Annotated in this window: 9 protein-coding genes; 5 read left to right on the forward strand and 4 right to left on the reverse strand. The window is 71.1% G+C overall.

The annotated features are described in order from the left end of the window. Window positions 1–81: 81 nt before the first annotated feature. From ACFSOX_RS15350 to ACFSOX_RS15360, 3 genes are all read right to left on the reverse strand, one after another. A complete protein-coding gene (locus ACFSOX_RS15350; protein WP_378478690.1) occupies window positions 82–987 on the reverse strand; it encodes a formate/nitrite transporter family protein in 906 nt (301 codons plus the stop codon). A gap of 610 nt (window positions 988–1,597) precedes the next feature. Beyond that, entirely contained in the window at window positions 1,598–2,524 is a 927-nt protein-coding gene (locus ACFSOX_RS15355) for an alpha/beta hydrolase family protein (RefSeq protein ID WP_378478691.1), read from the reverse strand. A gap of 25 nt (window positions 2,525–2,549) precedes the next feature. Continuing rightward, entirely contained in the window at window positions 2,550–3,737 is a 1,188-nt protein-coding gene (locus ACFSOX_RS15360; protein WP_378478692.1) for a pyridoxal phosphate-dependent aminotransferase, read from the reverse strand. 214 nt (window positions 3,738–3,951) lie between these two features. Between ACFSOX_RS15360 and ACFSOX_RS15365 the strand changes: the two genes are divergently transcribed. Further along, entirely contained in the window at window positions 3,952–5,379 is a 1,428-nt protein-coding gene (locus ACFSOX_RS15365; protein ID WP_378478693.1) for a M48 family metalloprotease, read from the forward strand. A gap of 20 nt (window positions 5,380–5,399) precedes the next feature. Further along, entirely contained in the window at window positions 5,400–6,179 is a 780-nt protein-coding gene (locus ACFSOX_RS15370) for a DsbA family protein (protein ID WP_378478694.1), read from the forward strand. Window positions 6,180–6,327: 148 nt separating this feature from the next. On the opposite strand, the gene ACFSOX_RS15375 is transcribed toward ACFSOX_RS15370, so the two are convergent. Next, on the reverse strand, window positions 6,328–7,647 hold the full coding sequence (locus ACFSOX_RS15375; protein ID WP_378478695.1) for a UDP-glucose dehydrogenase family protein: 1,320 nt from the start codon (window positions 7,645–7,647) through the stop codon (window positions 6,328–6,330). 256 nt (window positions 7,648–7,903) lie between these two features. On the opposite strand from ACFSOX_RS15375, the gene ACFSOX_RS15380 reads away from it, so the two are divergent. The 3 genes from ACFSOX_RS15380 (at window position 7,904) to ACFSOX_RS15390 (ending at window position 11,576) form a co-directional block, all read left to right on the forward strand. After that, complete coding sequence (locus tag ACFSOX_RS15380; protein ID WP_378478696.1) at window positions 7,904–8,950, forward strand: GGDEF domain-containing protein; 1,047 nt, start codon at window positions 7,904–7,906, stop codon at window positions 8,948–8,950. A 149-nt stretch (window positions 8,951–9,099) separates the two neighbouring features. After that, window positions 9,100–10,497, forward strand: coding sequence for a DUF3300 domain-containing protein (locus ACFSOX_RS15385; protein WP_378478697.1), 1,398 nt, complete (start codon window positions 9,100–9,102; stop codon window positions 10,495–10,497). Further along, window positions 10,494–11,576, forward strand: coding sequence for a DUF2950 domain-containing protein (locus tag ACFSOX_RS15390; RefSeq protein WP_378478698.1), 1,083 nt, complete (start codon window positions 10,494–10,496; stop codon window positions 11,574–11,576). The genes ACFSOX_RS15385 and ACFSOX_RS15390 overlap by 4 nt, the downstream gene beginning before the upstream one ends. The last annotated feature ends 315 nt before the right edge of the window (window positions 11,577–11,891 follow it).

The following is an 11,891-nucleotide window of genomic DNA, read 5'->3' on the forward strand; positions in this document are numbered from 1 at the left end:
CGATATCGGACCATCCCGACCGACTTGTCGAGGATCTCGATCGTCCCGGGCGCACCGAGCTCAGGCGCAGCGCGCGCCGGCTCAGCGCGCGCCGGCGCGCCGGCCGCCCGGCGCGGCGTCGGACCGCGCCGGCGGCGCCGGCAGCGGCGTGATTCCGCCGAGGCCCTTGCGGTAGATGGCCCAGTAGACGAACCCGACGAAGCCGGCGCCGCCGACGATGTTGCCCAGCGTCGCCGCGACGATGTTGTGCAGGATGCCGGGCAGCGTGATCAGCGAGGCGTCGACGCCGTCCGGAACGTGGCCCGTCATGCTGATCACCCAGGCGAGCGGCAGGAAGTACATGTTGGCGATGCAGTGCTCGAAGCCGGCGGCGACGAAGCAGGCGACCGGCAGCACCATGCCGGCCATCTTGTCGGCCACCGAGCGGCCCGCATAGGCGAGCCACACGCCGAGGCAGACCAGCACGTTGCACAGGATGCCCTTGAAGAAGATCGTCGTCATGTCGGGCTGGATCTTGCCCGCCGCGAGCTTGACGGCGGCGGTCGCGATGGCGCCGTCGTTCATGTCGGGGTGATGCGCCATGACGACCAGGACGACGAGGCCGAGGGCGCCGACGAGATTGCCGAACCAGACGATCGCCCAGTTCCTGATCACCTCCGTGGTGCGGATCTGGCCGTTCCACCAGGCCATCACGATCAGGCAGTTGCCGGTGAACAGCTCGGCCCCGCCGATCATCACCAGCGCCAGGCCGAGCGAGAACACGAGGCCGCCGAGCAGGCGCTGGAGCGCGAAGCCGAGCGTCGGGTCGGCGAGCACGATGGTGAAGAACAGGCCGCCGAGCCCGATCGAGCCGCCGGCCACCATGGCCAGCATGAACTCGGGCAGAAACGGCATGTGCGCCTTCTTGACCCCGAGCTTCTCGACCTTGTCCTGGATCTCGGCGGGCGAATAGGCGTCCGATCCGAAGATCTGGTTGTCGGCGGCCATGCGTGTCTCCTGGGTCTTCGGACGTCGTCCGGTTCGGTGGTGCGCAGGCGGCCGTCCGGATGAACGGGGTTCACCACCGCCGCGCAGGTGCGAAAGACGTCCGCCGGAGCCCGAACCCGTCGTTCCCCATGGAGGCGAGCCGATGGGCTCGCGACCGTCGCGGTCCGTCGCGGTGCCGGGACGGGGTGGCGTCGCCGTCCTCATGTCCGCGGGGCGTGACGAACCATGCCGGGATTGCAGGGCGATCGAGGCGGCGATCGGGGGCATCGCACATCTGTCGTCGGGCTGGATGTAGCAGAGCCCGCGACGCGCGGTGAACACGCACACCGGCATTCCCGGTCTGCGTGCGGGCGCGGGCGCCGCGCCGTCGCGCGAGTCCCCTCGCACGAGACCGCGCAGGGCGGGCCGCCATCGCAGGCCCTTGGAGAATCCGCGTGGAGGGCCGCGCTCTTGCCCGCCATCTTACCGATCGTTCGTCGGTGTTTTTTCGGCGATACGGTCCCGAACGTTCCCGTCGGTCCCGAATCGTCGAGCCCCACGAGACGCCGCTCGCGTCCACCGAGGTGCGATCACGACGGCCCGGGGCCGTCGTGATCGATCCCGCGGCGGCTCACGCCGGCTCGCGCACCGGCGCCGCCGTCGCGGCGACGAGGAAGTCCACCACGGCACCCGTATGCGCCCCGAGCGCATCGCGCAGATCGTGGTCGCCGTCGACCGCGACCAGCCGTGCCTGCGGTGCGGCGGCGACGAGCCGCTCGGCATCGGCGAACGGCACCGTCGCGTCGTGCCGACCGTGCACGACGAGCACCGGGCAGCCGACCCGCCGGATCGTCTCGACCGGCGCGATATCGGCGAAGCGCGCCCCGATGGTGCGCTCGACATGGCGCAGCAGATACCACCCGATCACCGGATAGGGGATGCGGGCGCGCGACAGCCAGCCCCGCATGATCTCGCCCGGATGGGCGAAGGCCGAGACGGCGACCACGGCCGTCACGACCGGATCCCGGCAGGCGGCGAGCAGCGCCGCGCCGGCCCCGACCGAATGCCCGATCAGCGCGATGCGGGCCGGATCGATCCCGGCTTTCGCGCGCAGATAGCCGAGGCCGGCCGCGATGTCCTCGGCGAAGCGCGGCATCGAGGCGAAGTCCTCGTCGTCGCTGCGGCCGTGGCAGCGCGCGTCGACGAGCAGCACGGCGAAGCCAGCGGCCCGCAACGGCGCCACCACGGGCAGCATCATGGCGGCGTTGGAGCCCCAGCCGTGCATCACCAGCACGGCCGGATGCGGCGTTGGCTGGGCGTCGGACGTGCGGTCGGGCGTCACCAGCCAGGCGAACAGACGTTTTCCGCGCGGGCCTTCGATCGAGACCTCTTGCACGCAGTCCACCGGCAGGCCGAGATCGAGCGGCCCGCAGTCGTGCGGCACCCGCGGCGCCCGCAAGCCCCGCAGCAGCGCCCAATGGACGAGCCGGTGCAGGCAGAGGACGCCACAAACCGACGCGGCAAAACCGATCAGGAGGGTGCCGGACGACATCATCATGCTCGTCGCCTGCGCGGAGAACACCCTACCCCGTCCCCTTCAGCCAGCGGCCGATGCGGGCGACGGCCTCGATCATGTCGGCTTGCGAGCGGGCGTAGGAGAAGCGCACGAAGCGGTGGCCCTCGGCGGGATCGAAGTCGAGCCCCGGGGTCGCGGCGACGCCGGCCTCCTCCAGCAGCGCGCGGGCGAAGGCATGGCTGTCCGGCGTGAAGGCGGAGACGTCGGCGTACAGGTAGAACGCACCGTCGACCGGCAGGAAGCGGTCGAGGCCGCAGGCCGGCAGGCCGGTCGTGAGAATCTCGCGGTTCCGCGCATAGCCGGCCTTGACGGCCTCCATCTCGGCGCGGCCGTCGAACGCCGCCTCGGCAGCGACCTGCGACAGCGTCGGCACCGAGATGGCGAGGTTCTGGTGCAGCCGCTCCATCGGCCGCACCAGCGCGTCCGGCGCGACGATCCAGCCGACCCGCCAGCCGGTCATGCAGAAGTATTTCGAGAACGAGTTGATCACCACGGTCTTGCGCGACGTCGTCAACGCCGTCGTCGCCGGAAAGGCGTAGTCGAGCCCGTGATAGATCTCGTCCGAGATCACCGCGATGCCGGCGTCCTCGGCCGTCGCGACGAGGCGCGCCAGCGCATCGGGCGTCATCATCGTGCCGGTCGGGTTCGCCGGCGAGGCGATCAGCACGGCTTTCAGGGGCGCCTCGCGATGGGCGGCGAGCAGCGCCTCCGGGGTCATCGCATGGCGCGCCTCCGGCCCGGTGCGGATCAGCACCGGCACGCAGCCGAGCGCGGTGAGGATGTGGCGATAGGGCGGATAGGCCGGCACCGCGAGCGCCACCCGGTCGCCCGGCTCCAGCAGGGCCAGGAAGGCGAGCACGAAGGCGGCCGACGAGCCGGTGGTCACCAGCACGCTCGACGGGTCGACGCTCTCGCCGTAGGTCTCGGCGTAATGGCGGGCGATGCGCCCGCGCAGGCTCAGGATGCCGAGGCTTTCGGTGTAGCCGAGCGCGGCGCCGCTGCCGGACAGCGCGGCACGGGCGGCGGCGAGCGCGGTCGAGGGGGCCGGCGCCTCCGGCTGGCCGACCTCCATGTGGACGACGTGACGGCCGGCCTGCTCCAGGCGGGCGGCCGCGGACATCACGTCCATGACCATGAAGGCGGGAACGTCGCTGCGCGCCGACGGCAGGCACAGGCGGACGCGGTCGGATGTCATGAAAAGCCTCGGACGATTTCGGCGAATCGCATACGACGGCGGCGCGGAGGCGGCCTCGGATGCGACGTCTGACGGGTCGCGACGGCACGGGCGGTGGCGCCGCGCTGTTGCCGCATTCTGCAGGTTCTTGGGCGCGACCGGGTCGCGTCACGGCCCGTTGTGGATCGCCCGGCCACCCGCGTATCCTGACGGTGGCGGCCAAGCACCGGTTCGAATGAGCGCAGCGAGCGACCCTGTCAAGCGCCGGCCCGGGTCCGAGCGCCGGCTGATCCTGCGGGCGCCCCGCGCCGTCGCGGCGATGGTCGCTTGCGCGGTCGCCGCGACGGCCATCCCGACCCCGGCGGCGGCGCAGCGCATGCCGCTGATCCGCGACGCCGAGATCGAGCAGGTGCTGCGCGACTACACGCGGCCGATCCTCAAGGCGGCCGGGCTCACCCAGCAGAACATCAAGGTCATCATCATCAACGACCGCGCCTTCAACGCGTTCGTGATGGACGGCCGCCGCATCTTCGTGAACGCCGGCGCCCTGATGGAGTCGCAGACGCCGAACCAGATCATCGGCGTGCTGGCGCACGAGACCGGCCACATCGCCGGCGGCCATCTCGCCAAGCTGCGCACCGAGCTCTCCAACGCCAGCACCATCGCCATCATCACGATGCTGCTCGGCCTCGGCGCCGTCGCGGCCGGGGCCCGCTCGAGCCAGGTCGGCGGTAACCCGGCCGCCGTGGCGATCGCCGCGCCGTCGGCCATGATCCAGCGCTCTCTGCTCGCCTATCAGCGCCAGCACGAGGAGCAGGCCGACCGCGCCGGCGTGAAGTTCCTCACCGAGACCGGCCAGTCGGCCCGCGGCATGGTCGAGACCTTCAAGCGCTTCTCCGACCAGCAGCTGTTCGCCGCGCAGGGGGCCGACCCCTACCTGATGTCGCATCCGATGCCGCGCGAGCGCATCGCCGCGCTCCAGGAGATCGGCCGCACCCAGTACTGGGACAAGAAGGATCCGCCCGAGCTGCAGCTCCGCCACGACATGATGCGGGCGAAGCTCTCCGGCTTCCTCGACCAGCCGGGCGTGGTGGCGCGCCGCTATCCGCTCTCCGACCAGAGCCTGCCGGCCCGCTACGCGCGCGCCATCTCGACCTACAAGCACAGCGACCTGCGCCAGGCGCTCGCCCAGATCGAGGCGCTGATCCAGGCGCAGCCGAACAATCCCTACTTCTACGAGCTCAAGGGTCAGGTGCTGCTCGAGTCGGGTCGCGCCGCCGAGGCGGTGCCGCCGCTGCGCCGCGCCGTCGCCGGCGCCCCGAACCCGCTGCTCATCCAGGTGATGCTCGCCCAGGCGCTGATCGCCACCAACGACAAGAAGGCCGCCGACGACGCCATCGGCTATCTGCGTCAGGCGCTCGTCGCCGATCCCGACATCGCCGACGGCTACGCCCAGCTCGCCAAGGCCTACGGCCAGAAGGGCGACATCGCCCAGGCCGACCTCGCCGCCGCCCAGGCCGCCATGGCCCGCGGCGACACCCGCACGGCCCGCCAGCTCGCCATGCGGGCCAAGGAGCGCCTGCCGGTCGGCTCGCCCGGCTGGGTCAAGGCCGACGACATCGCCAGTTTCCGCCCGCCCACCGAAGGCGGGCGCCGCCAATGACCCTCGAAAAGGATCTCCCGATGCCGCTCCGCCTCCTGCGTGCGCTCGCCGTCGCCGCCGCTCTCCTGCCGGCGCTCGCCGCGCCGCTCGCCGCCCAGACCTTCTCGGCACCGCAGCGCGGCGAGATCGAGCAGATCGTGCGCGACTATCTCCTGAAGAACCCCGAGCTGCTGCAGGAGGTGCTGGCCGAGCTGGAGAAGAAGCAGGCGGTGGCCGAGGCCGAGAAGGCCAAGCTCGCGGTGCAGAAGCACTCCGACGCGCTGTTCAACTCGCCCCGGCACGTCGTGGTCGGCAATCCGCAGGGCGACGTCACCTTGGTCGAGTTCTTCGATTACAACTGCGGCTACTGCAAGCGCGCCCTGAACGATCTGCAGGGGCTGATGCAGGCGGACCCCAAGCTCCGCGTCGTCCTCAAGGAGTTTCCGGTGCTCGGCGAGGGCTCGATCGAGGCGGCCCGGGTCGCCGTCGCGGTGCGCCTGCAGGACAAGTCCGGCAAGAAGTACTTCGACTTCCACCAGCGGCTCCTGAACGGCCGCGGCCAGGCCGACAAGGCCAAAGCGCTCGCCGCCGCCAAGGAGGCCGGTCTCGACGTCGCCCGCATCGAGCGTGACATGGCCAGCGACGAGGTGCGGACGAGCCTGGAGGAGAGCCTGCGGCTCGCCGAGGCGCTCGGGCTCAACGGCACGCCGAGCTACGTGGTCGGTGCCGGCGCCAACGCCGACGTCGTGGTCGGTGCGGTCGGCCGCAGCGCGCTCCAGCAGAAGATCAACCAGGCCCGCTGCGGCCAGGCGACCTGCTGACGGCAAACGTCGCGTAGGGTGGGCAAAGGCGCGCCAGCGCCGTGCCCACGCCATCACCTCGTCGATCGCCGGGTCCGGCCCCCCACGGAGTCCGGACCGCGTGGGCACGGCCGGCCTGCGGCCCGCCCATGCCCATACTCCGTCCGGCTCACCCCCGCACGGCGCCTCTGCCGATGCTCGTGTAGGCGAAGCCGGCCGCCGCCATCTCGTCCGGGCGGTAGACGTTGCGCAGGTCGACCATCACGGGCTGCCGCATCGCGCTCTTGAGCCGATCGAGGTCGAGGGCGCGGAACTGCTCCCATTCGGTGACGATGACGACCGCGTCGGCGCCCTCGGCGCACTCGTAGGCATTGGCGCAGAAGGTGACGAGGCCGTCGAGGTCGCGCTTCGCCTGCTCCATGCCGGCCGGGTCGTAGGCCCGCACCTTGGCGCCCATGTCGTTGAACGCCGTCACCAGCGGGATCGACGGCGCGTCGCGCATGTCGTCGGTGTTCGGCTTGAAGGTCAGGCCCAGCACCGCGATCGTCTTGTCGCGCACCGACCCGCCGAGCGCCGCCGCGACCTTCCGCGCCATCGCGCGCTTTCTCTGATCGTTGACGGCCGCGACGGTCTCGACGATGCGCAGCGGCGTGCCGTTGTCCTGCGCGGTCTTGATCAGCGCCAGCGTGTCCTTCGGGAAGCACGAGCCGCCGTAGCCCGGACCGGCATGCAGGAACTTCGAGCCGATGCGGTTGTCGAGGCCGATGCCGCGCGCCACCTCCTGCACGTCGCCGCCGACCTGCTCGCACAGATCCGCGAGCTCGTTGATGAAGGTGATCTTGGTGGCGAGGAACGCGTTCGCCGCGTACTTGATCAATTCGGCGGTGCCGCGCGCCGTGAACATCAGCGGCGCCTGGTTGAGATAGAGCGGCCGGTAGAGCTCGGTCATCACCTTGCGGGCGCGCTCGTCGGTGGTGCCGACGACGATGCGGTCGGGATGCTTGAAGTCGCGGATCGCCGCGCCCTCGCGCAGGAACTCGGGGTTCGACACCACGGCGAACTCGGCGTCGGGCCGGGTCTCGCGGATGATCCGCTCGACCTCGTCGCCGGTGCCGACCGGCACGGTCGACTTGGTGACCACCACGGTGAAGCCGTCGAGCGCCGCCGCGATCTCGCGGGCGCAGGCGTAGACATAGGAGAGGTCGGCGTGGCCGTCGCCGCGCCGTGACGGGGTGCCGACCGCGATGAACACGGCATCGGCCGCCGCGACCGGCCCGGCCAACTCCGTCGTGAAGTCGAGCCGCTTCTCGCGCACGTTCGTCGCGACCAGCTGGTCGAGGCCCGGCTCGTAGATCGGGATCTCGCCGGCCTGCAAGGCCGCGATCTTGCCGGCGTCTTTGTCGACGCAGGTCACCTCGTGGCCGAAGTCGGCGAAGCACGCCCCCGACACGAGGCCCACATAGCCGGTGCCGATCATCGCAACACGCATCTGGAGGCCAGCCTTTCGGTTCCCGAGGTCGGGGGCGGGCCGCTCATAACAAAGGCTTAGCGGGCGAACAAGCGATCCGCGGGCTGGCGCGACGGATCCGGGCTCTGCGTGGCCGAATTCGCATAGAACGGTATCGTCCGACCGTTTTAAAGTCTCGTCAACCATACCGAGGTCAGGTAGGACTCGCCCCCCGGTTGTCGAACCGCCTCGGCCGCCGGGCCCGCTCACACCCGGCTCACCCGTGAAGAAACCGGCCATGTCGCAGACGCCTGCCACGACCGATCCGGCGACCGCATTCGCCATCGCTCTCAGAGCCCTGGAGCGAATCCGCGACCTCGGGCAGGTGCCCGATCCGGCGACCTTCACGGTGTGGTTCACGTATTTCCAGGGCCACAACCAGGCCCTCAACCGCGACATCGAGGAGCTCGACCCGGACGCCGTGTCGCGGACGCGGCTGAACGCGATTCACGACCGGCATTTCGGGACCGAGCGGCATTTCGGCCAGCTTCTGTCGGTCGGCGAGGCGCTCGGCGCCGAGACCCGCAAGGTCGAGAGCGTGATCCGGGTGGCCTCCGGCTCGGCCGCCGGCTACGGCATCGACCTGCAGAGCGCCGCCGAGGCCCTCGATTCCGGCGCCGCCGGCCTGTCGGTGTCGGAGCTGATCAAGTCGCTGGTCCGCTCCACCGACGCGATCCAGCAGACCAATGCGCTCCTTCAGGCCCAGCTCCAGCAGTCCGAGCATCAGTTTCGGCTGTTGCAGGAAAACATGGAGACGCTGCGCCTGGAGAGCATGACGGATCCGCTCACCCGGCTGGCGAATCGCAAGTATTTCGACTTTTCGCTGACCCAGGCGACGGCCCGGGCCGTCGACGACGAGGCGCCGGAGCCGTTCTCGCTCGCCATGGTCGACATCGACCGGTTCAAGCAGTTCAATGACCAGTTCGGACACACGACCGGCGACGACGTGCTGCGCCTCGTCGCCTTCGCGCTGAAGAACAACGTCCGCTCGAGCGATCTCGTCGCCCGCTACGGCGGCGACGAGTTCGCGGTGCTGCTGCCCAACGCGCCGCTCGAGGACGCCATGGCGGTCGGCGACCAGATCCGCAAGGCGGTCGCCGAGCGGCCGCTTCTGCGCCGCACCACCAAGGAGATGCTCGGCTACGTGACGCTGTCGATCGGAGTGGCGGCCTGGGCGCCGGGCGAAAGCTCCGAGGCCCTGCTCGAGCGGGCCGACCGTCATCTCTACGAGGCGAAGGCGAACGGGCGAAACTGCCTGGTCGGCGCCCCCGTCCGCCCGAGCTGAGCGCGCCGCTTCGCGCCCTCTCGGCGGCGGCACCACGGCCACACGCCGTCACCGAGCCGCATACGTACAAGTCCCGAGGCAGGGCGACGACTCGGGGCTCTACGGTGCGGATCCGCCACTCCGGCGACTCGCATTTTCAGGAGGGCCGCTTGCATTTGACCGACGCGCTTCCGATCGTCCGGCCGCGACGCCGTCGACCGGCCTTGCTGGCCGGCGCCGCCGGCCTCGCATTCCTGCTCGGGCTCGTCCCGATGCTGCCCGGCGACCGGGCGATCGCGCAGACGCCGGCCGCGGCCGGCGCCTCCGCCGGGACGCCCGCGGCCACGACACCGCAGCAGCAGACGTTGTCGCGCGAGCAGCTCGAGGCGCTGGTCGCGCCGATCGCGCTCTACTCCGACGACCTGCTGTCGCAGGTGCTGATGGCGTCGACCTATCCGCTGGAGATCGTCCAGGCGGCGCGCTGGCAGAAGGCGAATGCGAACCTTTCCGGCGCGGCCCTGCAGGACGCGCTGCAGAAGCAGCCCTGGGACGCCAGCGTCAAGGCGCTGGTCGCGGTGCCGCAGACCCTGACCATGCTCAACGACCAGCTCGACTGGACCCAGAAGCTCGGCGACGCCTTCCTGGCCCAGCAGGGCGACGTGCTCGACGCCGTGCAGCGGCTGCGCGCTCGCGCCGACGCGGCCGGCACCCTGAAGACGACCAAGCAGCAGAAGGTCTCGACCCGAACGGCCGAGGGCCGGACCGTGTTCGTCATCGAGCAGGCCGATCCGCAGGTCGTCTTCGTGCCGGCCTACGACCCGAACGTCGTCTTCGGCGCGTGGCCCTATCCGGCCTATCCGCCGGTCGCCTGGTATCCGCCCGGCTACGTGGCGAGCGGCGCCCTGTGGTTCGGAGCCGGGGTCGCCGCCGGCGCGGCGCTGTGGGGCGGCCTCAACTGGTGGAACCGCCAGGTCAACATCGACGTCAACCGCTTCAACAACTTCAACCGCACCAACATCGTCGACGGCACGTGGCGGCACAATGTCGACCATCGCCGCGGCGTCGCCTACGGCAATGCCGACGTGGCGCGTCAGTTCGGCCGTGGTGCCGCCGACACCGCCTCGCGCGAGGCCTTCCGCGGCCGGCTCGAAGCCGGCCAAGACCCTATTCGTGATCGCGCTGGTCTCGGTGACCGGGGCGGACCGGGCGACCGCCGTCCCGCAGACCGGGCCGGGGGCGCCGACCGAGGGGATCGCGGTGGCCGGGCGGCGACCGCCGACCGGCCGAGGCCGGCGGCCCGTGACGCCGCCCGCACCCGCGAAGCGTCACGCGGCGGCGGAGCCTTCGACGGCGTCGGCCGCGGCGGCGACGTGCGGCGCGAGAGCGCCCGCGGTGCGGCCAGCCGGGCGGCCAGCCGGGGGGCGGCGCCGGCGCGCGACGGCGGCGGCGAGTTCCGCGGTGGCGGCGTGCGTGGCGGCGGAGCGGAGTTTCGCGGCGGCGGTGGCGGCCCCAGGGGCGGCGGTGGCGGCTTGCGTGGTGGCGGCGGCGGACGCGGAGGACGACGATGAGCCCCCTCGCGCGCGTTCCGCTCGATCCCCCGTCCGCCCAGGAGACGACCGCCATGCCGTGCGTCATCGCCCCCAGCGTCATCGCCCCCGGGAGCATCGTCTCCCGGAGCATCGTCGACATCGTCGATCGTGTCGTCCGGGCGCTCGCACCGGTCGCTCGCATCGCATGCGTCGCGCTCGTCGCGCTTCTGCTCGCGCCCCTCGCCGCATCGGCGGCGCCGGCGCCGGCGCCGCCGCGCGGCTTCGCCAGCCCGCAGGACGCCGCCCAGGCCCTCTACGAGGCCGCCAAGGCCAAGGACCGCAAGGCCGTGGTCGCCATCCTCGGCCCCGCCGTCCGCACCTGGATCCTGTCCGGCGATCCGGTGCAGGACCGCGCCCGCGTCGCGCGCTTCGTCGACGCCTTCGCCAAGAAATCGGCGGTCACTGCCGAGGGTGACGCCAAGGCGGTGCTGACCGTCGGCGACGACGACTTCCCATTCCCGTTCCCGCTCGTGAAGAGCGACGGCAAATGGCGCTTCGATCCCGACGCAGGCCGCGAGGAGGTGCTCAATCGGCTGATCGGCCGCAACGAGCTCGACACCATCCAGACCCTGCTGGCGATCGTCGATGCGCAGCGCGACTACGCGGCTCGCCGGCACCGAGACGGTGCCGCGACCGAGTACGCGCAGCGGTTCCGCTCGCGCCCCGGCAAGACCGACGGCCTGTACTGGCCGGCCCGGCAGGGCGAGCCGCCGAGCCCGCTCGGGCCGCTGGTCGCCGACGCCGAGCGGCAGGGCTACGACGCCAAGGCCGGACGGGTGCCGTACCACGGCTATCTGTTCCGCATGCTGACCGCGCAAGGGCCGAAGGCGCCGGGCGGCGCCTACGAGTATCTGGCGAAAGGTCGGCTGATCGGCGGCTTCGCCGTGCTGGCCTATCCGGCCCGCTACGGGGTCTCCGGCGTCAAGACCTTCGCGGTGAGCCACGACGGCATCGTCTACGAGGCCGACCTCGGCCCGCGCACCGGCACGATCGCGCCCCGCATCCGAGCCTTCGATCCGGACGAGCCGTGGACCAAAGTGGCGCCGCCCAAGTCCTGACCGCCGCGGAGCAATCGCCGGAAGCCGCGACCGACGCCCGTCCGGGCGGCCGGCCGGTCACGATTGCGTTAACGCCTGTGGATGACGACAGCGGCTGGATGCACGCATCCACACTTTTAACGAGTATTTTTCACGAGCAATCGGCAGAGATTGCGCGCCGCATGCGCGACTCGCGTCATTTTTTGCAACCTACACGTGCATGAGCCGCTGACACTCGATAGGCGATGGTGAACGCGCGCCGGGTCCGGTCGGAGCAATTAACCTTCGGTCATTAACGAACTCTTTAGGAATTGATTGAGCCTACGCCGAGCCAGC

Origin of the sequence: Rhodoplanes azumiensis, assembly GCF_042682915.1 — a bacterium.
GTDB classification, from domain to species: Bacteria; Pseudomonadota; Alphaproteobacteria; order Rhizobiales; family Xanthobacteraceae; genus Rhodoplanes; species Rhodoplanes azumiensis.

What these genes read in the sequence shown, in the direction of transcription:
- ACFSOX_RS15370 (WP_378478694.1), top strand. Translation starts at nt 5,400, where the DNA reads ATGCCGCTCCGCCTCCTGCGTGCGCTCGCCGTCGCCGCCGCTCTCCTG.
- ACFSOX_RS15375 (WP_378478695.1), bottom strand. Translation starts at nt 7,647, where the DNA reads ATGCGTGTTGCGATGATCGGCACCGGCTATGTGGGCCTCGTGTCGGGG.
- ACFSOX_RS15365 (WP_378478693.1), top strand. Translation starts at nt 3,952, where the DNA reads ATGAGCGCAGCGAGCGACCCTGTCAAGCGCCGGCCCGGGTCCGAGCGC.
- ACFSOX_RS15360 (WP_378478692.1), bottom strand. Translation starts at nt 3,737, where the DNA reads ATGACATCCGACCGCGTCCGCCTGTGCCTGCCGTCGGCGCGCAGCGAC.
- ACFSOX_RS15350 (WP_378478690.1), bottom strand. Translation starts at nt 987, where the DNA reads ATGGCCGCCGACAACCAGATCTTCGGATCGGACGCCTATTCGCCCGCC.
- ACFSOX_RS15380 (WP_378478696.1), top strand. Translation starts at nt 7,904, where the DNA reads ATGTCGCAGACGCCTGCCACGACCGATCCGGCGACCGCATTCGCCATC.
- ACFSOX_RS15355 (WP_378478691.1), bottom strand. Translation starts at nt 2,524, where the DNA reads ATGATGATGTCGTCCGGCACCCTCCTGATCGGTTTTGCCGCGTCGGTT.
- ACFSOX_RS15390 (WP_378478698.1), top strand. Translation starts at nt 10,494, where the DNA reads ATGAGCCCCCTCGCGCGCGTTCCGCTCGATCCCCCGTCCGCCCAGGAG.